Source organism: Frigidibacter albus (assembly GCF_009908165.1).
GTDB classification, from domain to species: Bacteria; Pseudomonadota; Alphaproteobacteria; order Rhodobacterales; family Rhodobacteraceae; genus Frigidibacter; species Frigidibacter albus.
In genome coordinates, this window is the sequence record NZ_JAAAUC010000004.1 from 137,387 (window position 1) to 163,125 (window position 25,739).

Annotated in this window: 22 protein-coding genes; 12 read left to right on the forward strand and 10 right to left on the reverse strand. The window is 67.8% G+C overall.

What is annotated here, in order from left to right:
• Positions 1 to 14: 14 nt before the first annotated feature.
• The 5 genes from GVY41_RS07630 to GVY41_RS07650 all read right to left on the reverse strand — a co-directional run bounded on the left by GVY41_RS07630 (position 15) and on the right by GVY41_RS07650 (position 7,579).
• On the reverse strand, positions 15 to 905 hold the full coding sequence (locus GVY41_RS07630; RefSeq protein ID WP_161345318.1) for a glycosyltransferase family protein: 891 nt from the start codon (positions 903 to 905) through the stop codon (positions 15 to 17).
• A gap of 109 nt (positions 906 to 1,014) precedes the next feature.
• On the reverse strand, positions 1,015 to 2,967 hold the full coding sequence (locus GVY41_RS07635) for a glycosyltransferase family 92 protein (protein WP_229725988.1): 1,953 nt from the start codon (positions 2,965 to 2,967) through the stop codon (positions 1,015 to 1,017).
• A 2-nt stretch (positions 2,968 to 2,969) separates the two neighbouring features.
• Complete coding sequence (locus GVY41_RS07640) at positions 2,970 to 5,327, reverse strand: sulfatase-like hydrolase/transferase (protein ID WP_161345315.1); 2,358 nt, start codon at positions 5,325 to 5,327, stop codon at positions 2,970 to 2,972.
• Between the two features lies 1 nt (position 5,328).
• Positions 5,329 to 6,066 (reverse strand): hypothetical protein, encoded by a 738-nt coding sequence (locus GVY41_RS07645; protein ID WP_161345313.1) that lies wholly within the window; start codon positions 6,064 to 6,066, stop codon positions 5,329 to 5,331.
• A gap of 13 nt (positions 6,067 to 6,079) precedes the next feature.
• Entirely contained in the window at positions 6,080 to 7,579 is a 1,500-nt protein-coding gene (locus GVY41_RS07650; RefSeq protein WP_161345311.1) for a hypothetical protein, read from the reverse strand.
• A 104-nt stretch (positions 7,580 to 7,683) separates the two neighbouring features.
• Between GVY41_RS07650 and GVY41_RS07655 the strand changes: the two genes are divergently transcribed.
• Both GVY41_RS07655 and GVY41_RS07660 read left to right on the forward strand, forming a co-directional pair.
• Positions 7,684 to 8,772, forward strand: a complete 1,089-nt coding sequence (locus GVY41_RS07655; RefSeq protein ID WP_229725989.1) for a glycosyltransferase family 2 protein — start codon at positions 7,684 to 7,686, stop codon at positions 8,770 to 8,772.
• 186 nt (positions 8,773 to 8,958) lie between these two features.
• The gene (locus GVY41_RS07660) at positions 8,959 to 9,891 is read left to right on the forward strand and encodes a phosphoadenosine phosphosulfate reductase (RefSeq protein WP_161345310.1); all 933 of its coding nucleotides are present in this window, start codon (positions 8,959 to 8,961) and stop codon (positions 9,889 to 9,891) included.
• A 6-nt stretch (positions 9,892 to 9,897) separates the two neighbouring features.
• Here the strand turns inward: GVY41_RS07660 and GVY41_RS07665 are convergent, their stop codons facing one another.
• Genes GVY41_RS07665 through GVY41_RS07685 form a run of 5 tightly spaced genes read right to left on the reverse strand, consistent with a single transcriptional unit; the run spans position 9,898 to position 16,156 of the window.
• Positions 9,898 to 10,989: an ABC transporter ATP-binding protein gene (locus tag GVY41_RS07665; protein ID WP_161345308.1), complete on the reverse strand. Its 1,092-nt coding sequence runs from the start codon at positions 10,987 to 10,989 to the stop codon at positions 9,898 to 9,900.
• Complete coding sequence (locus GVY41_RS07670; RefSeq protein ID WP_161345306.1) at positions 10,976 to 12,643, reverse strand: alpha-glucosidase; 1,668 nt, start codon at positions 12,641 to 12,643, stop codon at positions 10,976 to 10,978. The genes GVY41_RS07665 and GVY41_RS07670 overlap by 14 nt, the downstream gene beginning before the upstream one ends.
• A 1-nt stretch (position 12,644) precedes the next feature.
• Entirely contained in the window at positions 12,645 to 13,781 is a 1,137-nt protein-coding gene (locus GVY41_RS07675) for a carbohydrate ABC transporter permease (protein ID WP_161345304.1), read from the reverse strand.
• Positions 13,781 to 14,773: a carbohydrate ABC transporter permease gene (locus GVY41_RS07680; RefSeq protein ID WP_161345302.1), complete on the reverse strand. Its 993-nt coding sequence runs from the start codon at positions 14,771 to 14,773 to the stop codon at positions 13,781 to 13,783. The genes GVY41_RS07675 and GVY41_RS07680 overlap by 1 nt, the downstream gene beginning before the upstream one ends.
• A 21-nt stretch (positions 14,774 to 14,794) precedes the next feature.
• Positions 14,795 to 16,156 carry an ABC transporter substrate-binding protein gene (locus GVY41_RS07685; RefSeq protein WP_161345299.1) on the reverse strand — a complete coding sequence of 454 codons (1,362 nt, stop codon included), beginning with the start codon at positions 16,154 to 16,156 and terminating at the stop codon, positions 14,795 to 14,797.
• 239 nt (positions 16,157 to 16,395) lie between these two features.
• On the opposite strand from GVY41_RS07685, the gene GVY41_RS07690 reads away from it, so the two are divergent.
• From GVY41_RS07690 to GVY41_RS07735, 10 genes are all read left to right on the forward strand, one after another.
• Positions 16,396 to 17,454 carry a LacI family DNA-binding transcriptional regulator gene (locus tag GVY41_RS07690; RefSeq protein WP_161345297.1) on the forward strand — a complete coding sequence of 353 codons (1,059 nt, stop codon included), beginning with the start codon at positions 16,396 to 16,398 and terminating at the stop codon, positions 17,452 to 17,454.
• Positions 17,455 to 17,456: 2 nt separating this feature from the next.
• Positions 17,457 to 18,785, forward strand: a complete 1,329-nt coding sequence (locus tag GVY41_RS07695; RefSeq protein WP_161345295.1) for a GH1 family beta-glucosidase — start codon at positions 17,457 to 17,459, stop codon at positions 18,783 to 18,785.
• The gene (locus tag GVY41_RS07700; RefSeq protein WP_161345293.1) at positions 18,785 to 19,765 is read left to right on the forward strand and encodes a glucokinase; all 981 of its coding nucleotides are present in this window, start codon (positions 18,785 to 18,787) and stop codon (positions 19,763 to 19,765) included. The genes GVY41_RS07695 and GVY41_RS07700 overlap by 1 nt, the downstream gene beginning before the upstream one ends.
• Before the next feature lie 124 nt (positions 19,766 to 19,889).
• Complete coding sequence (locus tag GVY41_RS07705) at positions 19,890 to 20,198, forward strand: STAS domain-containing protein (RefSeq protein WP_161345291.1); 309 nt, start codon at positions 19,890 to 19,892, stop codon at positions 20,196 to 20,198.
• A complete protein-coding gene (locus GVY41_RS07710; protein WP_161345289.1) occupies positions 20,195 to 20,560 on the forward strand; it encodes a response regulator in 366 nt (121 codons plus the stop codon). Before GVY41_RS07705 ends, GVY41_RS07710 begins: the two co-directional genes overlap by 4 nt.
• Positions 20,561 to 20,573: 13 nt before the next feature.
• Positions 20,574 to 22,817 (forward strand): chemotaxis protein CheA, encoded by a 2,244-nt coding sequence (locus tag GVY41_RS07715; protein WP_161345286.1) that lies wholly within the window; start codon positions 20,574 to 20,576, stop codon positions 22,815 to 22,817.
• Positions 22,818 to 22,821: 4 nt separating this feature from the next.
• Positions 22,822 to 23,286 (forward strand): chemotaxis protein CheW, encoded by a 465-nt coding sequence (locus GVY41_RS07720; RefSeq protein WP_161345284.1) that lies wholly within the window; start codon positions 22,822 to 22,824, stop codon positions 23,284 to 23,286.
• On the forward strand, positions 23,283 to 24,143 hold the full coding sequence (locus tag GVY41_RS07725; RefSeq protein WP_229725990.1) for a CheR family methyltransferase: 861 nt from the start codon (positions 23,283 to 23,285) through the stop codon (positions 24,141 to 24,143). The genes GVY41_RS07720 and GVY41_RS07725 overlap by 4 nt, the downstream gene beginning before the upstream one ends.
• A gap of 13 nt (positions 24,144 to 24,156) precedes the next feature.
• Positions 24,157 to 24,543, forward strand: a complete 387-nt coding sequence (locus GVY41_RS07730; protein WP_161345282.1) for a response regulator — start codon at positions 24,157 to 24,159, stop codon at positions 24,541 to 24,543.
• Positions 24,544 to 24,647: 104 nt separating this feature from the next.
• Complete coding sequence (locus GVY41_RS07735; RefSeq protein ID WP_161345279.1) at positions 24,648 to 24,989, forward strand: hypothetical protein; 342 nt, start codon at positions 24,648 to 24,650, stop codon at positions 24,987 to 24,989.
• Positions 24,990 to 25,739 lie beyond the last annotated feature (750 nt).

Below are 25,739 nucleotides of genomic sequence, written 5' to 3' on the forward strand. Positions count from 1 at the left end.
CTGCCCTCACCCGCTCAGAACAGTGCCGCGAACCGTTCGGGCAGGCGATAGACCTCGGAACTGCGCCCGCCACCCATCATCCAGAACGCGCCGTCATTCTTGGGGTGGCGGCCCTCGACCATCTCCTTGCGGAACTCGGGGAAGTCCACGGTTTCCGCGGCCGGGGTCTTGCGCGACAGGTCCAGGTAGCTGTCCCAGGCGGTGTCCCAGCCGGTCACCTTGCGCTCCACCTCGGCCAGGTCGCCGCTTTGGATATGGCGCTGTTCCTTGCGCACCGCGAGACGGTCATGGGTCATCTGGTAATCCACGAAGCGCAGATGGAAGAGGTAGAGGTCGGGGTCCAGATACCCTTCCTTTTCCGAGGCGAAATGCCCACCGGGGCCGAAGGTGATCTTGTTGCGGGTGATGCAGGGCTTGGCGTAATTGGCGTTCAGCCGGAAGATGCGGCGCACGTCGAGGATGTTGCGGCCGTCCAGCGCCTCAGGCTCCAGCGCGGGGTTGTGCACCAGCTCGATGGCGAAGGGGGTGATGACGCGCGGCGCCTTCTCCTCGCCAAAGCGCATCAGGTAGTCGGACAGACTGTCCGAAACCGCCGGGTCCACCGCCACGATCTCATCGACATCGCCGCAGAGCACCCAATTATAGTAACGGGTGAAGCCCGAGGTGAACAGCGACAGCATCTGCCAGCGGCGCTGGTTGAAGCTGTAGCGGGTGGCATCATAGGGCAGGTTGATGACGTTGCAGCCCTCGGCGATGCGGCGATGCTCGGGGTCGTTGCCGTGGCTGAGCACATAGAGATGCTCGCGCCCCAGATGCCGGCCGTAATACTCCACCCAGCGTTCGAGGTAGAAGTAATCCCCGCGCAACATCGTCATCGCGGCCACTTTGGCCTTGGTGTTGTCCATGCCGTCCCCGCCGCCTTTTGTTATGCGAAACTATACGGGCCAGTGCCTTGAAAAGCAAAGAGCCCTTGGGGCATTTCGTTCAAAATGGGTGCAGTGTGGCCCAAGGGATTCAGGCGGGCGCAGCGCCCCCTGCCCGTGCGAAACCGCGCGCGACCGAGGGTTCGAAGCCGAAGGCCGGGGCGTAGCCGCGCTGTGCCAGCGCCTCCTCGGCGGGGCCGAGGGAGGGGAAGCCATGCTCCAACAGCCGGCCGGTGATGAGGATGATGGCGGGGAGCGGGTCCAGCGCCGCCACGAGGGCGGTGAGCGGGTCGCCGGCGAGGCGGGGATCGGAGAGGAGGAGGATGTCGGGGCGGTGCTGTGCGACCAGGGCGGCGGTGGCCGGGGCCTCGCCCGGCAGCGCGTCATCGGACAGCACGAAATCCGCGCGCCCCGCGAGGCCATTGCGGGCTATGACGCGCGCGAGGGTGGCGCGCAGGCCCGGATCATCCTCGATGAGCGTGATCTGCAAGCCGCCCCGCGCCCGCGCCAGTTGCGCGGGCAGGAACCCGCAGCCCGCGCCGATGTCCAGCAGCCGTCCTTGCGGGGGCAGCAGCCCCGGCAGGCGGCGGGCCAGCGCGCGCTCGAAGCGTCCTGCCCCGATCAGCGCCAGCGCCTGCGGGGTGAAGATGCGCGGGTCGGCCGGCAGCTCGACCATGTGGTTCGCGGTCCACTCAAGAGCGATGTCTTCCGCCGCGTCCAACGGGCCCGGCAGGTAGAGCCCGCCCGGCATCACGTCGGCGGGCTCCTTCGGCTCGGCCTTGCGCTCGTCCTTGGCCTTGGCATTGCGGCGCTTTTCCACGTCGGACATCAGCGCCGCGATCTTTTCCTTGTCGCGGGCCTGCGGCGGCTTGGCGGTGATCTGGCTGATCGGGATTTTCGAGGCCACCTCCAGCCCGGCGCGCAGGTTGGCATAGGCTTCTGTCTGGCGGATCTCGGCCAGCCGCGCCTCCACCCGGTCCAGCGCGGCGAAATGCAGGCGGTGCAGCACCGGGTCGGTCAGCAGCTGCTCGATGATCGCATCGCGCCGGCCCGTGTAGCGCAGCATCGTGTCGTCGCGCACCTCGTTGCGGTCCTGCAGCGCCCAATAGTCGGGGTTGTACTTGTCGGCCTTGTTGTTGACGTTGCCGCGCAGCCGGCGGATCGCGTAGCTTTCCACCGATTTCACCGCGTAATGGTTCAGCTGCACCCAGTCATAGCCCACGGTGCGGGTGATTGACCGCCAGCCGCGGAACTTGAAATAATCGTCCATCACCTTGCCCGAGCCGGTGAGCCATTTCACATGGTCCGGGAAGGCGGTGTCGATCACCTTGTTCTTCAGCTTGGGGCGGTGGATGCCCAGCTTCCAATAGTCGGCATCGAACTTGAACAGCGTCTTCACGCCCCAGCCCTTGTTCCAGGTTGTGGGGGCTGCCATCAGGTATTGCTCGGTCACCGGATCGCGCGACCAGTCGATCACCCCGCCCGAGCCGAAGATGCGCCAGGTGATGACGATGCCGTTCGCCTCTTGCTCCGCCACCGCGGCGATCAGGTCGTCCAGCGTGCCGTCGCCGTGGCGGATCGACAGGAACTCGTCGGCGTCGAACACCATCAGCCAGTCGGCGGCCTGCACCACCGGGTCTTCCTGCGCGTAACTGAGCGCGGAGGGCTGGGGGCGGATCCCCTCGGGGATATCGTTGCGGCGGTGATGGGCGAGGCCAAGCTGCTCCAGCCGGATCAGCATGTCATCGGTGCCGTCCGAACAGTCATTGGTATAGACGAGGATATCGGTGAAGCCGACCGCGAGGTGATGCGCGATCCATTCGAGGACATACGGGCCTTCGTCCTTCATCATCGACACGGCGGTGACCTGGCCATGCGGGCTGATGTGCTTCTTCAGCGGGAAATCGACGGTGGCGTAGATGTCGGACGTGCCGGTAAACCGCTCCGGCTTGCGCGAGCGGGGGATGGGTTTCAGCGCGCCCTCGGGACGCTTGGGGGCCTCGTCGCCTTCGTCCTCGTCCAGATCGTCCTCGAACTCGTCCATGCTCAGCCTTTCTTGCGGCGGCGCTTGCCGCTGTCTGGCGTGGGGGCACTCGGCGGCACGATGCGCTCGGCCAAGGTCTCGGCGGTCACGTCCTTGCCCATGACCTCCACCACCGAGAGGCCAAGCTGCACCCGCACCCCGCCCGGCAGCGGGGCCATGCCCGGCACATCGGGCCAGGTGGAGAGGTCGAGCGTATAGGCCCCGCGCCAGCCGTGGATACGGGTGACGCCGCCATAGGCGACCTTGAACGTCACCTCGCCCGGGCCGCAGGTGATGTCATTCTCGCCGGGCCCGACATGGATGGTGTCATTGCCGCCCTGCGAGGTGACAAGGTTGCGGCCCGGCCCGGTATGGATGGTGGAGTTGCCCTTGCCGTCGCGGATCACGTCATTGCCGTGGCCGCCATGGATCAGGTTCGACCCTTCCGGCCCGCCGATGATCAGGTCATCCCCGGTGCCGCCATCCAGCACATCGCGCCCCGATCCGCCGCGCAGGATGTCATTGCCCGCCCCGCCATAGAAGAAATGCCGGACAGATCCGCGGTTCGACACGGCGATGAACTCATCATCCCCCGCCCCGCCATGAAAGGTGCTGCTGGCATATTGCGCGCCGATGAACACATCGTCGCCGCGGCTGCCGCGGACCTCGACGCTGACCCGCTCCGACGTCTCGAAGTGGATCGGGCTGTCGGGATGGGCGACGATGCGCACGGGTTTGGACACATGCGGGCTGTCTTCGGTGCGGGCCAGCACGGTGGCGATGCGGACCTTTTCCACATTGGCCGGCACGCGCAGCACATAGTCGTCGGGGCCGGCCATGTACCACAGCGTATCGGTGCCGCCGTCCTTCTCTTCGCGGATGTTCTCGGCATCCTTGCCATAGGCCCAGTAGCTGGTGTCGCCGATGCCGCCCGCCATCACCACCGACCCATCCACCGCCATCATCGCATTGACGCCGCAGGCCGGGTTCTCCAGCCCGCGCAGGTCAAGCCCCAGCCGCAGCGCGCCGCGCACCAGCTCGTCCCGCATCTCGGGCAGGCGGGCGCGGGCGGGGTCTTCGGTCACAAGGTTCTGCGTCTCGCCGGGGTCGGCGACGACGTCGTAGATATGCTCCTCGCCGTTGGGGTAGCGGAAATAGCGCAGGTGGGTCAGCCCCTCCACCGAGGGCCGCACCGAGAGCGTGCCGAACACCGAGGTCACCGGCGAGAGGCTGCGGTCATAGCCCCCGAAGCTGGGGTCGATCAGCGGCAGCAGGCTTTGCCCCGAGGTCCAGCCCGGGCGCGGCGGCAGGCCGGCAAGGTCCATCACCGTCTTGGGAATATTCCCGAGCGAGACCGGCACATCCACCACCGCCCCGCCCGCCATCTTCGCGTTCCAGATCCCCAAGGGCACATGGGCGGCGCTGTCCCACTGGCTCATCTTGTGGAAGCTGTCATGATTGCCAAGGTTAAAGCCATTGTCCGACAGCAGGATCACCGTGGTATTGCCGCCAAAGGGCGAGGCGCGCAGCGCGTCCATGAAGCGGCCGATCTCATGGTCGACATGGCTGATCGCGGCGAAATAGGCGCGCACCACCTGCCGCCAGGCCTCGTCGCCGTTCTTTTCCGGCGTCCAGGATCCATTGGCGATATAGGCCGCCTCGTAGACCGCCATCCCCGGCTGCGGGCCGAAGTAATCCTCGGGCGCGGCGATGGCCGGCCAGCGGATCGCGGCAGGGTCGTAGAGCTGGTAGAAGCGATCGGGGCATTCGAGGTTGTAATGCGGGTGCTTGAAGCCCAGCTGGAACAGGTGGCGGCGGGCCGGGTCCGCCTCGGCCAGATGGGCGATGGCGTTGGTGGAGACCATGTTGTCGTAGAACACGTGGTCCTGCGAGCCATCGTCATCAGGATGGTTGATGCCGCGGATGCCGGGGCCCTGCGGCAGGTAATCCATCACCCTGGAGCGCTGCGAATTGTCGGCGCAGCCCTTTTCCACATGGAACAGGATGCGGTGATATTCATAGGGGCTGAGCCGGTAGTTGGCATCGACCTTGCCAGTCTGGAAGGTGCGAAAGCCCGCGCGGCGCAGGTCGTATTGCCAGGCGCCGGTGGGCGGGTAGACATCGCGCCAGAAGCGGTTGAGGTCCACCAGCCCGCTGACGAAGGGCGAGAGGCCGGTGGCCAGCTCTGCCCGGCAGGGCGCACAGAGCGGCACCGTGGCATAGGCATTGGCAAAGCGGGTGCCTTCCGCCATCAGCCGGTCGATATGCGGGGTCTGGATCGTCAGGCCGAACGTGTCCCGCCAGGTGACGACGTCGATCATGTCGTCGATCCAGATCAGGCAGATATTGTCGCCCTGGGTCGTTTGGCGGGAAAAGCCCATGTCAGGCCTCCCAGAACAGGTAATCCTCAAGCGCCGCAAGCTGGCCTGCGCCCGCCTGTTCCTTGGGGTCTAGGATGTTGACGGGCCAGAAGAACACCTGCGCGATATGGCCGTCGCCAAGCGTCTTCGGCAGCCCCTCACGGTGGCTGCGGCAGCCGATGAACAGGTCGGCGGGGCCGGTGATGGCGGTGTCGGGCGGGGTGGCCGATTGCGCGACCTCGCCGCCGGCCCGCAGGAAGAAGCGCCCACGCGATAAGCCGGCGATGAGGAGGAGGTCGGTGCCGGTGGGCATCGGGAGCGAGACCTCGCCCGACTCCGACTGGCTCTTGAAGCTGACCTGCCCCGCCTGATGCGACAGGAACAGGTAGTTCTTCGCGCCCTGCAGATTCAGCGTCAGCAGGGTGCGCAGCTCTTCCGCGCCGGGGCGGCAGAGTACGGCGAAGGAGAAGTCCGCGGCATCGGCGGCGGCATCCGCGATGCAGAAGCCGCAATTGGTGGCGGGGATCAGGCGCAGGCCCGCCGGGTCCAGCTTGCCATTGCCACGGTTGGGCTGCGCGGGCAACGCCAGCCCCTGCCCCGCGCGCGGGCGCCATTCGGTGATGGCGCCTGCGTCCAGCGTGACCCAATCGGGCGCCGCCTGATACCAGCTGCCGCCCACGGAGGTGACAGCGACGGCGAGGGCCGGGGCTTCGGCCCCCAGCAGGGCGGCGGCGGGCAGGTCGGCGTCGAGGATCAGCATGTCCGCGCCCCCCTCAATGAACCGGCAGCGCGCAAGGCAGCGCCCACCGGTGAAGCGGCGTTCCGTCCTCGGCCGCGCCCTGCCAGTCGTCGCGCAGGCTGCCTGCGGCGGCGGGATGGGCGGCTGCCGGATCGTCCGCAGCCCGCGGGGCGGCAGAGAAGCCGTAGAGCAAGTGCAGATCATCGGTGGCCGGGGCATCGAGGCTCAGCAGCAGATCCTGTGGGTCATCCTCGGCCAGCGCCACTTGCGTGATGTGCGGGGCGCCCTGTCCCTCCAGCCGGAAGCCCGCCGTGGGGCCTGCGCCGAACGGGTCGGCAGCGTCGATCACCAGCGGGCCAAGCGCGCGGGCGCGGACGCGGATCAGCCGTTCGCCCTCACGCTCCGCCAGCAGGAAGGTCGGGCAGAACCAGGGTCGGTCCTCATAGATCGCCGTCACCGCCAGCGCGTCCATCTCGGCCATCTGCAGCATCGCCTCGGGCGTCGGGCGGCCATAGCTGTCCTGCGCGAAGCCATAGCCGGGGGCGGCGAAGACAAGGTCGTGCTCGCCATGGTTCCAGGCCAGATCCCATTGCGCGCGGAGCGCCGGATGGTCGGACAGGCCCGGCGTGCCGCAATCGAAGGTGGCGAGGAAGACCGGCTTGTGGAAGCCCATCTTGCCTACCCCCTCGGTGATCTCATCGAGCAGCGCCAGCATCCCATCGCGGAAGGCCACGGCATCGCTTTGCACATCCTCCAGCGTGTAATCGAGCCGGATGCACAGGATCCGCGCCGGCTTCGCCATGCGGTCGGCAGCGGCCTTGAGGCTGCGGGCGGCGGTGAGGAGGTTCGCCACCGCCTGCCCCTCGCGCAGCGCGGCGACGGAGGGCGAGCCATCGGTTTCCGCGCGCACCATATAGAGCGGCAGCGCGCGGTGGTTGCGGCGGCGGTCGGCCAGCAGCACCTCGGCCAGCAGCGCGTCGCGGGTGACCTCGCGCAGGGTGTTCAGGTGGCTCAGGACGCGGGCGGGTTCGACGCCGCCCATGCCCACCGCGCCGATATCGTCGGCGGGGGCGAGGATGTGATAGGGGAAGCGCGGCACCCGGGGCAGCGCCTTGGTCGCCCGCGCCCCGCCGAGGGAGAAGACCCCCAGCAACGCGCCCGGCGCATCGGCGACGATGCTGACCTGCTCCTCGGCGCTGTCGGCCTCGACGAGGCAGCGATATTGCCGCGCCCCCTGCTCGCCCGGAAGGTTGGCCGAGAACACATACCACTCGCCCGTCTGGCGCAGGTTCCAGGCATCGACATCGCCGAGGACGGAGGGGTCCAGCCCCTCGGCCTGCACCGCCTGCGCCGCGCCTGCGGGCAGCGCACCCAAGCGACGGCCAATGTCCGCGATCACCTTGTCGGACAGGCGCATCACCAGACCGCTGGCATCATAGCCGATCACGTCGCCATTGCGGGCGCGCAGGATGGTGCCCTTCTGGCTGCCGGACTCGCCGCTGCCGGAGCCGTCTTCGGGCGGCTGATCGTTCATCGGTGCAGATCTTTCATTGGCGCGCCTTCGCGCGTGCAGTATTCCTGTGCCAGAAACCAATTAGCCCCCCCTAAGTCAAGGCCGGGCAAGGCAAAGGCCATATCTTGAAAGGCCATATCCTGGAAGGCGGGCAGATGCGGCGGCTGGCGATCCTGACGGTCAAGGACGAGGGCGCGTATCTACTGGAATGGCTGGCCTTCCATCGCAGCGTCGGCTTCACCGATGTGCTGGCGTTTTCCAACGATTGCAGCGATGGCACCGATGCGATGCTCGACCGGCTGCAGGCGATGGGGCTGCTGACCCATGTGCCGCAGGCGGGGCCCTTCCCCAAGGGTCCGCAATGGGCGGCGCTGAATGCGGCGGAAGGTCACCCCCTGATGGCCGAGGCCGATTGGGTGATGCCGATCGACATCGACGAGTTCGTGACCATCCATCTGGACGATGGCAGCCTGGATGCGCTGCTGGCCGCCTTCCCGCAGGCGACCGCCTTCGCGATGACCTGGCGGTTGTTCGGCAATGGCGGGGTGATCGGCTTCGAGGATGCGCCAGTGACCGCGCAATTCACCCGCGCCGCCCCGCCCGGCATGGCCTGGCCCTGGCGCGCCTCGATGATCAAGACGCTGTTCCGAAACGATAAAAGCTATGCACGGCTGGGGGTTCACCGCCCCCGCCAGCCCGATCCGGAGCGGCTGGCGGCTCAGGTCTGGATCGGTGGCACCGGCGCGCCGCTGCCCGCCCGCTATGCCCGTATCGGCCTTTATACCCCGCCCTCGTCGCAGCAATACCGGACGCATCAGCTGAACCACTACGCACTTGGCGCAATGGAAAGCTACATCGTCAAATGCGGGCGCGGGCGGGCGAACCGCGACGCCTCGACCTTCGACATGTCCTATTGGGTGGAGCGAAATTTCGACACGGTGGAAGACCGCTCCATCGCCCCCGCCGCCGCCCGCGCCGCGCCGCTGCTGGCCGAGCTGCGCGCCGACCGGGTGCTGGGGCCGCTGCACGCCGCCGCCGTGCGCTGGCGAAGCGCCCGGTTCGCGGCGCTGATGCGCGACGAGCCGTTCCGCGCGCTGTTCGGGCGGCTGCTGCTGACGCCGCCGACTCGGCCGATGTCACCCGAGCGGCTGGCGATCTTCCTGCACCACGCGCGGCGCGCGGCGGAAACAGTGGCGCAACCTGCCAGGGATTAGGCCCTCGCCCCGCACAGTGACGGCAAGTTGCTCGACTTCGCCACAGTTTTACCCCGGCGCCATACTTGAAAAGGCCCCATTGCAGGGCTGAAATAGCCCTCAGCAAAGACCGACCGAGCGAAGGCACCAGAACGGTGCCCTCCAAAGCCGATGACACGAGGGAGCGACCCGCAGATGGCGCAGGACATGGCACTCGACCTGGCGGATCAGACCGACCTCGATCTGATCGAGGCGCTGGAGGCGCTTGGCGAGGACGAGGGCTATTACGAGCCGCTTGGCAAACGCCACGGCGCGCTGTTTTCCGATGAGGGGCCGGTGCTGCTGGTCACCTTCGAGACGCTGGCCTCGATCCGCGCGCGGCCGGGGCATAAGCCGCTTGGCCACCAGATCGCCAAGGCGAAGGGCTGGTCGAGCCTGTGCCTGATCGCCTTCGAGGACAGCTGGTACCGCGACCGCGCCGTCTATCGCTTCTTCGACCGGCAGGTGGATGACGCCTTCTTCGAGGATTTCGACCGCGTGGTGTTCTGGGGCGCCGGGATGGGCGGCTATGCCGCCGCCGCCTATGCGGTGACGGCGCCGGGCGCCACGGTGATCCTGGCCGCGCCGCAGGCGACGCTGGACCCGCGCGTCACCGGCTGGGACGACCGCTTCCGCGCCAAGCGGCGGCTGTCCTTCACCGACCGCTATGGCTATGCCCCCGAGATGATCGAGGGCGCGGGGCCAGTGCATGTGATCTATGACCCCCAGCACCATCCCGACGCGATGCATGCGAGCCTGTTCACACGCGGTTTCGTCACCATGCTGCCCTGCCCGTGGATCGGCCCCGACCCGGCCGGCGCGCTGGAAGAGATGGAGCTGCTGGCCCCGCTCTTGACCGCCGCCTGCGAGGGCAGCTTCACGCCCGCGCTGTTCTGGCAGGCCTACCGCGCCCGCCGCCAGCACGCGCCCTATATCCGCCGTCTGGGCGAGGTTCTGGACGCGCGCGGCCGACTATGGCTGAACGCCCTGCTGCACCGCGCCGCCGGCCGCACCCTCAAATCCCGCCGCTTCCGTCGCCGGGGCGAGGCGCTGGAGGCGGAACTGGCCGAGACCGGGCGGGCGCTGCCGGAAACGGTGTGAGGGGAGTCACCCCCGCCGCAGGCTCTTCCCCGCGTAGAACAGGTGCATCCGCGCCGGATCGGCGGTCAGCCGCAGCACCGCGCCGCGCGCCACCGGCGCGGTGCCGGGCAGCTTGGCGATGACCGCCTCTGCCTCGCCCGGCATGGTGACATAGACCACGGTGACATCGCCCAGCTTCTCGGCGACCTCCACCGGCGCCTCGATCAGGGCGGGGGCACCCGGCGCGGCGAAGTCCAGATGCTCGGGGCGCACACCCAGCTTGACCACCTGCCCTTGCAAGGCGGCGGCGGTCGCAATCGGCACCGTCACCTCGGCGCCGCCCGGCAGTTGCACGCGGCTTGTCGCCCCTGTGCCCACCAGCGTGGCGGGCAGCAGGTTCATGGCAGGCGATCCGATGAATTGCGCGACGAACTCGTTGTCGGGGCGGTCATAGAGGTCCAGCGGCGTGCCGACCTGGGCGATGCCGCCGGCGTTCAGCACCACGATGCGGTCGGCCAGCGTCATCGCCTCGATCTGGTCATGGGTGACGTAGATCATGGTGCGGCCCGGCAGCCGTTCCTTCAGCTGCGCGATCTCGATCCGCGTCGCCACCCGCAGCGCGGCGTCGAGGTTCGACAAGGGCTCGTCGAACAGGAACACCTTGGGGTCGCGGACGATGGCGCGGCCGATGGCGACGCGCTGGCGCTGGCCGCCCGACAGCGCCTTGGGCAGACGGTCGAGGTACGGCGTCAGTTGCAGGATGCGGGCGGCGTTGTCGACCGCCGCCGCGATTTCCGCCTTGGATTTCCGCGCGATCTTCAGCGCGAATTCCATGTTCTCGCGCACCGTCATGTGGGGATAGAGCGCGTAGGACTGGAACACCATGGCAATGCCACGCTGCGCGGGCGGCACGTCGTTCACCACCTGCCCGTCGATATGCAGCGTGCCCGCGGTGATCCGCTCCAGCCCCGCGATCATCCGCAGCAGGGTGGACTTGCCGCAGCCCGAGGGGCCGACGAAGACCACGAACTCCCCCGCCGCGATGCTAAGGTCGATGCCTTGCAGCACCGCCACCTCGCCATAGGATTTGCCGATCCCCTGAAGCTCAACTCCGGCCATCTTGGCCCCCTTGGTGGCGTTCGGGATGGTGCCGATCCAGCAGCAGGATGCTGGCCTGCCAGGACCCCAGATGCAGCGTATGGTCGGGCAAGGGCCGGGCCGATCCCAGCTCGCCGGCAATCGTCACCCAGTTGCCTTCGGGCACCGGGACCGTCGCGGGTTCGTCCGACAGGTTGAAGAAGCACAGGATGGTTTCGGCATCGGTCTGGCGGCGGAAGCTGAGCACCTCGCCGGTCACGGTCACATCGGTCATCGCGCCGACCCGCAGCGCCGGGTGGCCGCGGCGGAAGGCCAGCGCGCGGCGGTAGTGGTGCAGCAGCGCGGCGGGGTCCTGCTCGGCGGTGGAAACCGCGAGATGGTAGTGCGAGGACGGCACCGGCAGCCAGGGCTTGGCCGGTGAGAAGCCGGCATTGACCGCAGATCCGTCCCAGGGCATCGGCGTGCGGCTGCCGTCGCGGCCCTTGAACTCGGGCCAGAATTCGATGCCATAGGGATCTTGCAGATCCTCGAAGGCGACCTCGGCCTCGGGCAGGCCAAGCTCCTCGCCCTGATAGAGGCAGATCGACCCGCGCAGGCAGGTCATCAGCGTGGCATAGGTCCGCGCCGAGGCCAGCGTCAGGTTCCAGCGGGTGACGTGACGCACCACGTCGTGGTTGGAAAAGGCCCAGCAGACCCAGCCGTCATGGGCGACGCGGTCCACCTCGGCAAAGACATCGGCGATGGTCTGGGCGGTGAGGTCGCTGCCCGACAGGAACTCGAATGCATAGGACATCTGCATCCGGTCATCGCCGCGGGTGTATTCGCCCAGGATTTCCAGCCCGCGCTGGCTGTCGCCGACCTCGCCCACCGCGGCGGCGTTGTGCGGAGCCATCAGGCCGCGGAGTTTCCGAAGGAATTCAATGTTTTCCGGCTGGTTCTTGTCGTGGATGTGCATCTGGTGGTTATAGGGGTTCACCGCCGGCGCGGTCTTGGCGTTGCGCAGTTCCTTGGCCAGCGGAGGATTGTCCCGCAACTGCTTGTCATGCATGTAGAAATTGATGGTATCGAGCCGGAAGCCATCCACCCCCCGCTCCAGCCAGAAGCGCGCCACGTCCAGCAGCGCGTCCTGCACCTCGGCGCAGTGGAAGTTGAGGTCGGGCTGGCTGGTCAGGAAGTTGTGCAGGTAATACTGCTCGCGCCGGCTGTCCCAGTGCCACGAGGTGCCGCCGAACATCGACAGCCAGTTGTTGGGCACGGTGCCATCGGGCTTGGGGTCGGCCCAGACATACCAGTCGGCCTTGGGGTTGTCGCGGCTGCTGCGGCTTTCCTTGAACCAGGGATGCTGGTCCGAGGTGTGCGACAGCACGAGGTCGATCATCACCTTCAACCCCAGGAAATGCGCGGTGGCGATCACCTGGTCGAAATCGGCGAGGCTGCCGAACATCGGGTCCACGTCGCGGTAGTCCGACACGTCATAGCCGAAATCCTTCATCGGCGAGGGGAAGAACGGGCTGATCCAGACCGCATCGGCGCCGAGGCTGGCGATATGCGGCAAGCGGCCGACGATGCCTAGAAGGTCACCGATGCCGTCGCCATTCGCATCCTGAAAGCTGCGGGGGTAGATCTGATAGATCACCGCACCCCGCCACCAGTCCGCGTCTTTCCTGAAGTCCATGTCAGCCACCTTTCACCGAGCCGGCCAGCAGGCCGCGCACGAGATATCTTTGCAATCCGAAGAAAACCAGCAGCGGCATCGAGATCGACACGAAGGCCGAGGCCGCCAGAATCTCCCATTCGCCCCCGAGCGAGCCGAGGAGTTCGCGCAGCACGCCGGTCATCACCAGTTGGTCGGGCGCGTTGCCCAGAAAAACGGTCGCCACCAGCAGATCGTTCCATACCCAGAGGAACTGGAAGATCGCAAAGCTCGCCAATGCCGGAAAAGACAGCGGCAGGACGATGCGGCGGAAGATTTCGAAGTCGGTCGCGCCATCGACGCGGGCGCTTTCAATGATCTCGCGCGGCAGGCCGGCGATGTAGTTGCGCAGCAGGTAGACGGCCATTGGCAGGCCGAAGGCGGTATGCGCCAGCCAGATGCCCAGATAGCCCTTGTCGAGCCCGATGGCGTTGTGCAGACGCAGCAGCGGGATCAGCGTCATCTGCAAGGGCACCACCAGCAGGCCGACGATGCCGGCAAGGATCAGCGCCCGGCCCGGAAAGCGCATCCAGGCCAGCGCATAGGCGGCAAAGGCGGCGATCAGGATCGGGATCACCGTCGCGGGGATCGTCACGGTGAAGGTGTTGAGGAACGCCCGCCCCAGCCCCTGGGCGACGACGACGGTTTCATAATTCTCCAGCGTCAGCCGCGGCGGGGTGGTGGTGGTGACGAAGATGCGATCCCCTCGCCCTGCCTCTGGCGCTTCCGGGTAGGTGATGCGGAAGGCGCCATCCTCGGCCACGGTGAGCGTATCGCCCGCCCGGCCCGTCGCGGTCTCGCCCGGCGCAAAGGCCTTGGGCTCCCGTGCCGACAGGCCGAAGGCGGCGACGCTGCCGCCCGCCTCGCCGAAGACATTGCCGTCCAGCACCCAGAGAGGACCATCCGGCACGGCGGTTTCGGGGGGCGGGGCGCGGAAGATCTCGTTCTGCTCGGCCGGCAGCGCCGCCTTCCACCAGCCCGAGGCGGCGATCTGGTCGCGGTCGCGGAACGACGAGATCAGCAACCCAAGCGTCGGGATCGTCCACAAAACCACCAGCAGCAGCGCCGCAAGGTTCACCGCCCACGTGAGGCGCGATTTCGTTCCGGCCATGCCTTCCATCACATCCCCTCCCGCCGCGCGGTGCGGATGTTCCAGATCATGATCGGCGTGACCAGCAGCATGATGACCAGCGCCACGGCCGAGGCGCGCCCGGTGTCATTGCCGCGGAACATCCAGTCGAACATCAGGTTCGCCAGCACCTGCGTGCCCCATTGGCCATTGGTCATCGCCAGCACGATATCGAACACCTTCAGCACCAGGATGGTGATCGTGGTCCAGACCACGGCGATGGTGCCCCAGATCTGCGGCACCTTGATCTTGAGGAAGATCTGCAGCGGCGAGGCACCGTCCAGCACCGCCGCCTCCACCGTCTCCTCGGGGATGCCGCGCAGGGCGGCCGAGAGGATCACCATGGCAAAGCCGGTCTGGATCCAGATCAGCACCGCCATCAGCATCAGGTTGTTCCAGGGGGTCAGCGTCAGCCAGGTCTGCGGGGCGCCGCCGAACCCCTCGACCACCGCGTTCAAGAGGCCGATCTGCGCCTGCCCCTCGCCGCGGAAATCGTAGATGAACTTCCAGATCACCGAGGCGCCGATGAAGCTGATCGCCATCGGCATGAAGATCAGCGACTTGGCCAGATTGCCCCAGCGGAGGCGGTCGGTCAGACTGGCGGCGATGAGGCCGAAGAAGGTGGCGGCGGCGGGCACGATCAGCAGCCACAGCAGGTTGTTGCCCATCGACTCGCGGAACTTGCCGTCGGCCATCAGCCAACGCCAGTTGCCAAGGCCGACGAAGCGCTGGCCCGAGGCATCGTGCAGCGACAGCCAGATCGACAGGAACACCGGCCAGACCAGATAGACGGCCAGCACCAGCAGCGCCGGGCCGAGAAACAGCCAGGGCCGCACCCGCGCCGCCCGGCCGATATTGCGCCCGGCGTTCGCCCCGCGCGGCGGCAGCGCCCGGTCCAGCAGCCAGTTGCTGCCCCAGAACCACGCGACGCAGCCGAAGATGCCGATGACGATGGTGGCAGAGGCGAGCGCCAGCTGTTCCATGCAGACCTCCTGAAACGGGCCTTAGTTGAGCGAGTCCCAGGTCTTGCGGATCATCGCGCCGACCTCGGCGGCATCGGCGCCGCCCGCATAGTCGATCATGCCGGTCCAGAAGGCGCCAGCCCCGACCGCGCCCGGCATCAGGTCCGATCCGTCAAAGCGGAAGGTGTCGGCGGCCAACAGGATATCGGCCATTTTGCGCAGGGTCGGATCGCCGTAGACCTCGGGGTTGGCAGTCTTCAGCGGGGTCAGGAAGCCCGATTGCGCCATCCACACCTCATGCGCGATCGGGGTTTGCAGGAATGCCATGAAGGCGCGGGCCGCCTCGGTATCGCGGGTGATGGCGAAGGTGGTGCCACCGCCCAGAACCGGCTTGCCCAGATCCTGATCGGCATAGGCGGGGAAGTAGAAGAAGTCGGCATCGAGTCCGACTTCAGTGCCCTCGGGGAAGAAGGAGGGGATGAACGAGGCCTGCTTGTGCATGTAGCAGCCGGGGGGCGAGGCAAACAGACCCTTGGGGCTGTCGCGGAAATCGGTGGAGGCGACGGCACCGGCGCCGCCCTGCACGAAATCGTCGTTGCGCACGAACCAGCCGAATTCCTCGATGGCGGCGACGACCTTCGGGTCATCGAAGGGCAGATCCCCTCGGGTCCAGGCGTCGTAATCCTCGGGCGTGTTGATCCGCAGCATCAGGTCCTCGACCCAGTCGGTCGCGGGCCAGCCGGTGGCGGCGCCTGACCCGAGGCCGATGCACCAGGGGGTCTCGCCCTCGTCCACGATCTGCTGGGTCAGGGCCTTGAGGTCTTCCATCGTCTCGGGGATCTCGTAGCCGGCATCCTCGAAGTTCTCAGGCACGAACCAGACCAGCGATTTCAGGTCGACCTTGTAGAGGAGGCCGTAGAAGTCATCCGTGCCATCGGGGCCGGTATGGGTGCCAAGGTCCACCCAGGACGGGCCGGCGGCATAGTTTTCCAGCACCCAGTCGGAGGTCTCCTGCCCCAGCGGCGTGATATGGCCGCGACTGGCAAGGTCGCCGACAAGGCCGGGCTGCGGGAAGATGGCGATGTCAGGCGGGCTGCCGGCGCCGGTGTCGATGACGATCTGCTGCTCGAAGCTGTCGGACCCCGAATAGCGCACATCGGCGCCGGTTGCGGCGGCGAAATAGGCGACCACACTGTCGATCAGCTCCTTGTCGGGGCCAAGCCAGGGGCCGAAGAGGGTGAGCGTCTGGCCGGAGAGGTCTTGCTTGAATGCCTCGTAACTGGCCCAGTCGAAGCGCGGATCCTCGCCCGGGGCGAAGACCAGATCCTGCGCGGCGGCGCCTAGCGGGGCGGCAACCGCGGTGAGCGCGAGCAGGGCGAGCCCTGCGGAACGGCCAGCTTTCATTCCATCCTCCCAGACAGTGCGCATGGGCGCGGCCATCGGGCATGATGGCAGCCAAAGCGCTTTGGTGTTGGCGGAAGATCACCCGGATCGGGCGAGTTGTCAACGCCCCGCCGCGCAGGGGCCGGACCGGCAAGAACCCCTTTGCAGGTGCAGAAAAAATCGCTAGCTGCGGGGAATTGACGCGGGAAGAGGCTGGCCTTACGCTCCGCCATCACTGCCAAAGCGCTTTGGATATCCGCATGAACCTCAAGGAACTGTCCCAGATCCTCGGCCTGTCGCAGACCACGGTGAGCCGCGCTCTGAACGGTTACCCCGAGGTCGGCGAGGCGACGCGCAGACGGGTGCAGGAAGCGGCGGCGGCGCACCATTACCGCCCCAGCACCCGCGCCAAGGGGCTGGCGACGGGGCGCGCGATGGCAATTGGCCATGTGATCCCGGTCTCCACCCGGCATGAGATCGTGAACCCGGTCTTTGCCGATTTTATTGCGGGGGCCGGTGAAACCTATGCGGCCAAGGGCTATGACATGATCCTGTCGGTGGTCGATGACGACCGCGAGGCGCGCACCTACCGCGACATCGCCGCCAAGCGGAATGTGGACGGGATCCTGGTCCACGGGCCCGAGTTGAACGACCCGCGCATCGCGCTGCTGACGGAACTGGGGTTGCCCTTCGTGGTGCATGGCCGCGCCAGCGGGGTCGCCCTGCCCTATTCCTGGCTGGACGTGAACAACACCCGCGCCTTTCGCCGCGCGACGGATTTCCTTCTCGACCTCGGGCATCGGCGCATCGCGCTGGTCAACGGGCTGGAGGAGATGGATTTCGCGGCCCGCCGCCGCCGGGGCTATGAGGCGGCACTGCTGGCGCGGGGCGTGGCACCCGATCCGGCGCTGATGCGCTCGTCGGAGATGACCGAGAATTACGGGCATGAGGCGGCGGCCGAGATGCTGCGCCTGCCGGACCCGCCCACCGCCTTCCTGACCGCCTCGATGATCTCGGCCCTCGGCGTGCGGCGGGCGATCGAGGATGCCGGGCTGAAGATGGGGCGCGACGTGTCGATCGTGACCCATGACGACGATCTTGGCTATCTTCGCAATGGCGACGGGGCCGATCCGATCTTCACCGCCACCCGCTCTTCCGTGCGCGAGGCGGGGCGGCTGGCGGCGGCGATGCTGCTGGAGCTGGTGGCGGACCCGGACCGCACCCCGCGCAGCCGGTTGATGGAGGCGACGCTGGTCGTCGGGCAGTCCACCGGCCCCGCGCCGCAGCAGGCGCAGGCCGCACTATCCCAAAGGAGATGACCATGCGCTTCCGCAGAGGCGACTTCCCCGAAGACTTCGTCTTCGGCACCGCAACCTCGGCCTATCAGATCGAGGGCTCGGCGCTTGGCGGCGCTGGCCCCTGCCATTGGGATACTTTCGCAGCAACCCCGGGCAACGTGATCCGCGCCGAGGATGGCGCACGCGCCTGCGAGCATGTCCACCGCTGGCCCGAGGATCTGGATCTGGTGCGGGACGGCAATTTCGACGCCTACCGCTTCTCGGTCAACTGGGCGCGGGTGCTGCCCGAGGGGCGCGGCGCGGTGAATGCCGAGGGGATGGATTACTACGACCGGCTGGTGGACGGGATGCTGGAGCGGGGGCTGCAGCCCTGGCTGACGCTGTATCACTGGGACATGCCGTCGGCGCTGGCGATGCGCGGCGGCTGGACCAACCCGGATGTGGCGGGCTGGTTCACCGATTATGCGCGGCTGGTGATGGGCCGTCTGGGGGATCGTGTCACCGCCACCGCCACCGTCAACGAGCCGTGGTGCGTGGCCTGGCTGTCGCACTTCCTCGGCATCCACGCGCCGGGGCTGCGCGATATCCGCGCCGCCGCCCATGCCATGCATCATGTGCTGCTGGCGCATGGCACGGCCGTGCAGGCGCTGCGGGCCGACGGGCACCGGGACCTGGGGATCGTGCTGAACATGGAGGTCTGCGCGCCGGCGAGTGACGCGCCCGAGGACCACGCCGCGGCGGCCCGGCAGGACGCGATCTTCAACCGCTGGTTCCTGGAGGCGATCACCAAGGGCAGCTACCCCGCCGAGGCGCTGGAGGGGCTGGAGCCGCATCTGCCGCACGGCTGGCAGGGCGACATGGCGCAGATCGCGCAGCCGCTGGACTGGTTGGGGCTGAACTACTACACCCGCCGCTTCCATGAGGCGGCGCCGAGCCAGCCTTGGCCTTCGTCACGCGAGGTGCCGGGACCGGGGCCGAAGACCGGATCCGGCTGGGAGATCTACCCGGACGGGCTTGAGCAGTTCCTGCGCCGCACCGGCGCAGCGGTGGGCGACCTGCCGATCCACGTGACCGAGACCGGGATGGCCTGGCCCGACCGGGTCGTGGAGGGCGCGGTGAATGACGCCGAGCGCATCGCCTTCATGGACGCGCATCTGGCCGCGGCGGGCCGGGCGCGAGATGCAGGTGTGAACCTGAAAGGCTTCTTCTGCTGGTCGCTGCTGGACAATTACGAATGGGCCGATGGCTATGACAAACGCTTCGGGCTGGTGCATGTCGACTGGGATACCCTGTCACGTCGGCCCAAGGCATCCTATCTTGCCCTTGCAGATGCCCTGACCCGGAGACCCTGATGACCGATGCCCCGCTTTGCCTTGTTGCCGATGTCGGTGGCACCAATACCCGTGTCGCGCTGGCGCAGGCCGGGCGGATCATGCCGGATTCGGTGCGCCGCTACACCAATACCGGCTTTGCGGGGCTGGATGCGGTGCTGGCGCAGTTCCGCGCCGATGAGGGCTGCCCCGTGCCCGACGGCGCCTGCGTTGCCGTCGCGGGCCCGGTGCGCGGTGGCATCGGCCGCTTGACCAACCTTGACTGGGCGATGGACGGGGCCGGGCTCGCCGCCGCGACCGGCGCGCGCACGGTGGCGGTGCTCAACGACCTGCAGGCGCAGGGCCATGCGCTTGGCCATCTGGCGCCGGGGGCGCATCGCACGATCATTGCGGCGGCGGCAGAGGCAGGCGGCTCACAGCTGGTGATCGGCGTCGGCACCGGCTTCAACGCCGCCCCGGTGCATGAAGGGCCGGGTGGGCGCGTGGTGGTGCCGTCAGAATGCGGCCATGTCACCTTGCCGGTGCGGGGTGACGCCGATCTGCGGCTGTCGCGCTTCGTGGCGCGGGGGCATGGCTTTCCGGGCGTGGAAGAGGTGCTCTCGGGCCGCGGCATCGCCCATATCGACGCCTGGCTGGCGGGCGAGGCCGGCGAGACCGGGGCGCGTGATTCGGCCGCTATCCTTGCCGCGCTGGAGGCGGGCGAGGACCGGGCCCGCCAGACCGTGGCCACCGCAGTGCGGATGCTGGGCGCGGTCGCGGGCGATCTGGCGCTGATCCACCTGCCCTTTGGCGGCGTGCATCTGATCGGCGGCATGGCCCGCGCGCTGGTGCCCTGGCTGGAGGAGTTCGGTTTTGCGGCGGCCTTCCGCGACAAGGGCCGCTTTGCCCCGCTGATGGCGGATTTCCCGGTCTTTGTGATCGAGGATGACTTCGCCGCGCTGACTGGCTGCGCCCATTATCTGGCGCAGCGGATGGGCGCAGCCCCGCGGCAGGAAAACTGACTCTGCCGTCAAACCTATCTTAACCCGGCGCCCCTAAGCCTTGTCTCACCCGAACGGACGGAGGGGACAAGGTGAACGCTACGACCGATCATATTGCACGCGACCATCGTGCGGGGCTGGCGCAATGACCGCGCCGCTCTCGCTTGCGCCCCGGCTCGACCTGCCGGCGGCCAGCCCGCTCTCCGAGGCGATCCGCGCCCGCAAGGGGCAGGCGCTGGACCTTGACGCGGGCAATGTCGCCCATCTGGGGGGTCTGTGCCTGCAGGTGCTGCTGGCCGCTGCCGCCAGTTGGCGCGCCGCCGGGCAACCGTTGCGCATCAGCCCCCGCTCGCAGGCCTTCGAGGATGCGGTGGCGATGTTCGGCCTCGCGCCCGCCCAGCTTGAATCGGGCCAGCTTGACTTGGGCCAACTCGAACCGGAGGGCGCGGCATGAGCCTGACCATCCTCGCCGTCGATGACAGCCGCACGATCCGCGACATGCTGAAACTGGCGCTGACCGAGGCCGGTTTCACCCTGCACCTTGCCGAAGACGGGATGCACGGGCTCGAGGTGCTGGAGGGCATCGCCCCCGACGCCATCATCTCCGACATCAACATGCCCCGGCTCGACGGCTTTGGCTTCATCGAGGCGGTGCGGGGCCAGGACCGGCATCGCGGCACCCCGATTCTGGTGCTGACCACCGAAAGCGCTCCGGAGCTGAAGGCCCGCGCCCGCGCGGCAGGCGCCACCGGCTGGATCGTGAAGCCCTTCGATCCGCCCAAGCTGGTCAAGGCGCTGCAGATGGTCACCGGGTAGAGGGCACAGCCGCATGACACATGACCCGATGGCAGAAATCCGCGCCTCGTTCTTCGTGGAATGCGAGGAACTGCTGGAAAGCCTGCAAGATGCGCTGTCGGTGATGGCGGACCATCTGGAAGGCGATGGCTCGCAGGATACCGAAACGATCAACGTGGTGTTCCGCGCCGTCCATTCGATCAAGGGCGGAGCGGGGGCCTTCGGGCTGACGGTGCTGGTCGCCTTCGCGCACCGGTTCGAGACGGTGATGGACGAGTTGCGCTGCGGCCGACTGGTCGTCGACCACGAGGCGATGAAGCTGTTCTTCCAGGCCGCCGACATGCTGGCCGACCATGTGCGCCTTGCCCGCGACGATGCCAGCGGCTCGCCGCCCGGCTCGGAAACCCTGCTGATCGCCGTCGAGGCGCTGATGGGAGAGCGCGCGCCCGAGCTTGAAGAGGAAGAGGTTGCCTTCGCGCCGATGGGCCTCAGCTTCGATCTGGCGCTGCCGGATCTGGGCGATGCCGCCGATCTCGCCGAAGCGGACGGCCGCTGCTGGACGGTGCGCCTGCGCCCGCTAGATGCGCTCTATGCCTCGGGGAACGAGACCTTCCATCTGCTGCGCGCGCTGTGCGAGCTGGGCAGCGCCAGCATCACGTGCGACCTGTCGGCCCTGCCCGATCTGGACGCGCTGATGCCGGAAACCTCCTGCCTCGGCTGGACGGTGCAGCTGACCGGCGGGATCGAGGAAAGCGACATCCGCGCCGTCTTCGATTTCGTCGAAGACGTGGCCGAAATCACGATCGCCGAAGCGCAGGAGGTGGCCGCAGAGCTTGGGCTTGCAGCGCCCGAGCCCAAGCCGGAGGCCGCCAGCGCCCCTGCCATATCGCCGCCCTGCCTCTCGCTCGTGCCGGACCTCATCGTCCCTCCCCTTGCCTCGGCTGCGACGGCCTCGTCCGCCCTGCCGATCCAGCCCATCGCACTCCCTTCCGAGCGCCCGACAGACCCGGCGCCGGACCGGCTCGCTGCACCCGCCGTGGCCGCCGCCGCGGCAGCCCCTGCCGAAGCGGCGGCCGCCACCGTGCGCGTCGATCTCGACCGCATCGACCGGCTGGTGAACCTGGTGGGCGAGCTGGTGATCAACCAGGCGATGCTCGCACAAAGCGTGACCGAGGCCGGGCTGCCGGCGAATTCGGCGGTGATGAACGGGCTCGAAGCCTTCATGATGCTGACCCGCGACATCCAGGACAGCGTGATGATGATCCGCGCCCAGCCGGTCAAGCCGCTGTTCCAGCGCATGGCCCGGATCGTGCGCGAAGCCTCGGCCGCCGTCGGCAAGGAAGTGCGGCTGCGCAGCGAGGGAGAAGGCACCGAGGTGGACAAGACGGTGATCGAGCGCCTCGCCGACCCCTTGACCCACATGATCCGCAACGCCGTCGATCACGGGCTGGAAACCCCGGATCGCCGCCGCGAGGCTGGCAAGCCCGAGGAAGGCGTCGTCACCCTCTCGGCACAGCATCGGTCGGGACGCGTGGTGATCGAGGTCGCCGATGACGGCGCCGGGATCGACCGGCCCCGGGTGCGCGAAATCGCCATCCGCAAGGGGCTGGTCGCGCCCGATGCGGTGCTGACCGATGCCGAAATCGACAACCTTCTGTTCTTGCCGGGTTTCTCGACAGCCAACCAGATCTCTGCCCTGTCGGGCCGCGGGGTCGGCATGGATGTGGTCAAGCAGGCCATCGGTGCCCTTGGCGGCCGTATCGCCATCACGTCGGAGCGTGGCCAGGGCACCCGCTTCTCGATCAGCCTGCCGCTGACGCTGGCGGTGCTGGACGGCATGGTGGTGCGCGTCGCCGGCGAGACGCTGGTGATCCCGCTGTCCTCCATCGTCGAGACGGCGACGCTCTCGGCCCATGACATCCGCTCGCTCGGCCCCGAAACCAGCGTGATCCACATCCGCGGCGGCTTTGTCCCGCTCTACGACCTTGGCACCGAGCTTGCCTATCGCGGCCCCAAGGCCAGCTACGAGGGCGGCATCGTGCTGCTGACGGCCCAAGAAGACGGCAGCCGCGCCGCGCTGGTCGTGGACGAGATCCTCGAGCAGCGGCAGGTGGTGATCAAGGGGTTGCAGCACAGCTATGGCAACATCCCCGGCGTCGCCGCCGCCACCATCCTCGGCGACGGCCAGATCGCCCTGATCCTCGACCCGGGCGACCTTGTCGAGAACGCGACCGGCCGCACCCGTTCTGCCGACACAATCTTGGCCCTTGCAGGATGACATCATGATCGAGACCAGATCCCAGTCCAGCACCGAAGTCGAACTGCTGTCCTTCCGCCTCGCCGAACAGGAATACAGCGTCGACATCATGTCGGTGCGTGAAATCCGCGGCTGGACCCGCGCGACCCCGCTGCCCCATTCGCCGCCCTTCATGCGCGGGGTCATCAACCTGCGCGGCACGGTGCTGCCGGTGATCGACCTCGCCTCGCGGCTCGGGATGCCTCCGGTCGAAGGGGACGCCCGCAACGTGATCATCGTCGTGCATGCCGGCGGGCAGAGCGTCGGGCTGCTGGTCGATGCCGTGTCCGACATCCTCGCGCTGCCCCGTACCGAATTGCAGCCGCCGCCGGAACTGGCCGCCGATTGCGCGCATAGTTTCGTGCAGGCGCTGACCATCGTCGATGGCCGGATGATCCGGGTGCTCGACCTCTCGGCCGTGCTGCCGACCTATCAGACCGAGGCCGCATGACCACCCTCTTCCACCACTCCGGCGGCGCCAGCCTTCCCGATGGCGCGCAAATGGCCGCGATCGCCCGCATCGCCCATGCCGAGGCCGGGATCGTGATCGCGCCCGGCAAGACCAGCATGGTGCAGTCGCGGCTGGCCAAACGCCTGCGCGCGCTCGATCTGCCCGACTATGACAGCTACCTCGCGCTGGTCCAAAGCGATGCCGGGCGCGACGAACGGCGGCGGATGATCTCGGCGCTGACCACCAATGTCTCGCATTTCTTCCGCGAGTCGCATCATTTCGAGACCCTGCGCAACGAGGTCTTGCCGCCGCTTCTGTCAAAGGCGCGGGCCGGCGGACGCGTGCGGCTGTGGTCAGCCGGCTGTTCGAACGGGCAGGAAGCCTGGTCGATGGCGATGACGGTGCTGGAGCTGATGCCGGACGCCGCCAACCATGACCTGCGGATTCTCGCGACAGATATCGACCCGATGGTCGTGGAGAAGGGCCGAAGCGCCACCTATGACGCGCAGATGGTATCGGGCGTCGATACGGGATTGCGCAAGCGCTTCTTCGAAACGGCGGGCGGGCAGTTCAGGCTGATTCCCGCGGCGCAGGCTCTGGTCAGCTTTCACGAGTTGAACCTGCACGCGCCCTGGCCGATGCGCGCACCCTTCGACGCGATCTTCTGCCGCAATGTGGTGATCTACTTCGACGCCGAGACGCAGGATCGGCTCTGGCATCGCTTTGCAGAGGCGCTGGCGCCGGGCGGCTGGCTGTTCGTCGGTCATTCCGAGCGGGTTCCCGTCGCGCCGCACTCGCGTTTCGTCACCGCCGGCATCACCACCTACCGCCTGCCGCCTGCGGCAGAACACAAATAGCAAGGGGCAAGGCATGGCACTCAGGGATCAGTTGCGGATCATGGTGGTGGATGACATGTCCACCAGCCGCGGTCTCATCACCCAGGCGCTCGATGCGATGGGTATCCGTCAGGTCGGCTATGCCAGCGACGGCCCCGGCGCCCTGGCCGCAATCGAGAAGGCGCCGGTGCATCTGGTGATTTCCGACTACAACATGCCTGGGATGGACGGGCTGCAACTGCTGCAGGCGCTGCGCGGGAATCCCCGCACAAAGGGGGTGGGCTTCATCCTGATCACGGGCCGCGCCGACCGCGAACTGGTCGAGACCGGGCGCCGGCTCGGCATGAACAATTTCCTCAAGAAACCCTTCTTGCCACCAGAGCTGCGCAGCTGCATCGAAGCGGTTGTGGGGCGGCTGTGAAACCTCTCCCCTCCCCGCGCTCTCGCGGTGCCTCTGCGCAGTCCGCGACCCAAGGCGCCGCAGGGCCCGGCTGCGCAGTCGCGGCAGGCCTTGCGCATCGCGACATGCCGCTGGATGCGCTGGCGCAGCGCGTCGCCGATGAGCTTGACACCCTCGCCCAGCTCTCGGCCGGGGTGCAGACCGCGCTGTCGCTGTGTCATTTCGCCGAGCACACCGATATCGAGGCAATCCGCGGGCTGCAAGGAATCGACCGCATCACCCAGAGCCTCGAGGATCTGGGGCGGCTGATGGCGGCCGTCTCGGGCGAGATGCCGCCGAATGTGCGCCTGCATGCGGTGCCAATCCTGTCGCGGTTGCGCCTGCATGAGCTGGTGACCAACCTCGCGCCCGGGGCGCCTCCCGCGATGCGCCAGCCAGACACCCAGGGCGAGATCATGTGGTTTTGAGGCCGGGTCCGACGCCCTGACGCCCTGACGCCCAAGACGGGTGCTCTGCCACCCCGTCACAAGGCACCCTGCCCGCAGATCACGATCCGCCTGAGGACAGTGGAACAGCCGTGAGGGCATGTGCGACGCGCAATCGCCCCCGGACGCTGGAAATCCGCGGGGTTCGGAAGTCCGAGGCGCGCCGTGCGCGCAGGGCCTTTGCATCCGGCTGCGCCAAGTGTTCTGGGGCAGCGCTTGAGGGCACCGTGGGGCACGCCAAGGAGATCGCCAGGATCTGGCGGCCGGGGGGTACTCGCAACGCGCGCTCGGACCGGGACTCTGGAAAGGCGCCGCGTGGCGGCTGTGGATCGGCCCAGGCGCCTCTGCACCCGGCTGGCGCTCGCTCAAGCCGTGGGTCTTGTCGCAGAACTGCGACCGCCGCGCCTCTGCACTCGGCTGCGCCAGGCGCTGTGGGGCAGCACTTGGGGGCACGCAAGAAGATCCCCGATATCTGGCAGCCTGGGTGGTTCTCGCCATGCGCGCCGGGACCGGGACGGTGGAACGGCGCCGCGTGGCGGCGGTGAATCGGCGCAGGACGCCTCTGCGCCCGGCTGGCGCTCGCTCAAGCCGTGGGTCTGGTCGCAGAACTGCGAGCGCAGTGCCTCTGCACTCGCTTGCGCCAGGCGCTGTGATGCAGCTCCTGAAGCGGTTTCGGGCGCGGGAAGGAGATCTCGGACCCAGTCCAAAGAATGCGTTTGCATCACGCGCACG

Excerpts from the sequence above, each read along its gene's own strand:
- GVY41_RS07710 (WP_161345289.1), top strand. The coding sequence starts at position 20,195 with ATGAGCCTGACCATCCTCGCCGTCGATGACAGCCGCACGATCCGCGAC.
- GVY41_RS07630 (WP_161345318.1), bottom strand. The coding sequence starts at position 905 with ATGGACAACACCAAGGCCAAAGTGGCCGCGATGACGATGTTGCGCGGG.
- GVY41_RS07685 (WP_161345299.1), bottom strand. The coding sequence starts at position 16,156 with ATGAAAGCTGGCCGTTCCGCAGGGCTCGCCCTGCTCGCGCTCACCGCG.
- GVY41_RS07705 (WP_161345291.1), top strand. The coding sequence starts at position 19,890 with ATGACCGCGCCGCTCTCGCTTGCGCCCCGGCTCGACCTGCCGGCGGCC.
- GVY41_RS07695 (WP_161345295.1), top strand. The coding sequence starts at position 17,457 with ATGCGCTTCCGCAGAGGCGACTTCCCCGAAGACTTCGTCTTCGGCACC.
- GVY41_RS07635 (WP_229725988.1), bottom strand. The coding sequence starts at position 2,967 with ATGGACGAGTTCGAGGACGATCTGGACGAGGACGAAGGCGACGAGGCC.
- GVY41_RS07675 (WP_161345304.1), bottom strand. The coding sequence starts at position 13,781 with ATGGAAGGCATGGCCGGAACGAAATCGCGCCTCACGTGGGCGGTGAAC.
- GVY41_RS07645 (WP_161345313.1), bottom strand. The coding sequence starts at position 6,066 with ATGCTGATCCTCGACGCCGACCTGCCCGCCGCCGCCCTGCTGGGGGCC.
- GVY41_RS07660 (WP_161345310.1), top strand. The coding sequence starts at position 8,959 with ATGGCACTCGACCTGGCGGATCAGACCGACCTCGATCTGATCGAGGCG.
- GVY41_RS07680 (WP_161345302.1), bottom strand. The coding sequence starts at position 14,773 with ATGGAACAGCTGGCGCTCGCCTCTGCCACCATCGTCATCGGCATCTTC.
- GVY41_RS07715 (WP_161345286.1), top strand. The coding sequence starts at position 20,574 with ATGACACATGACCCGATGGCAGAAATCCGCGCCTCGTTCTTCGTGGAA.
- GVY41_RS07670 (WP_161345306.1), bottom strand. The coding sequence starts at position 12,643 with ATGGACTTCAGGAAAGACGCGGACTGGTGGCGGGGTGCGGTGATCTAT.
- GVY41_RS07665 (WP_161345308.1), bottom strand. The coding sequence starts at position 10,989 with ATGGCCGGAGTTGAGCTTCAGGGGATCGGCAAATCCTATGGCGAGGTG.
- GVY41_RS07735 (WP_161345279.1), top strand. The coding sequence starts at position 24,648 with ATGCCGCTGGATGCGCTGGCGCAGCGCGTCGCCGATGAGCTTGACACC.
- GVY41_RS07725 (WP_229725990.1), top strand. The coding sequence starts at position 23,283 with ATGACCACCCTCTTCCACCACTCCGGCGGCGCCAGCCTTCCCGATGGC.
- GVY41_RS07720 (WP_161345284.1), top strand. The coding sequence starts at position 22,822 with ATGATCGAGACCAGATCCCAGTCCAGCACCGAAGTCGAACTGCTGTCC.
- GVY41_RS07700 (WP_161345293.1), top strand. The coding sequence starts at position 18,785 with ATGACCGATGCCCCGCTTTGCCTTGTTGCCGATGTCGGTGGCACCAAT.
- GVY41_RS07650 (WP_161345311.1), bottom strand. The coding sequence starts at position 7,579 with ATGAACGATCAGCCGCCCGAAGACGGCTCCGGCAGCGGCGAGTCCGGC.
- GVY41_RS07640 (WP_161345315.1), bottom strand. The coding sequence starts at position 5,327 with ATGGGCTTTTCCCGCCAAACGACCCAGGGCGACAATATCTGCCTGATC.
- GVY41_RS07690 (WP_161345297.1), top strand. The coding sequence starts at position 16,396 with ATGAACCTCAAGGAACTGTCCCAGATCCTCGGCCTGTCGCAGACCACG.
- GVY41_RS07730 (WP_161345282.1), top strand. The coding sequence starts at position 24,157 with ATGGCACTCAGGGATCAGTTGCGGATCATGGTGGTGGATGACATGTCC.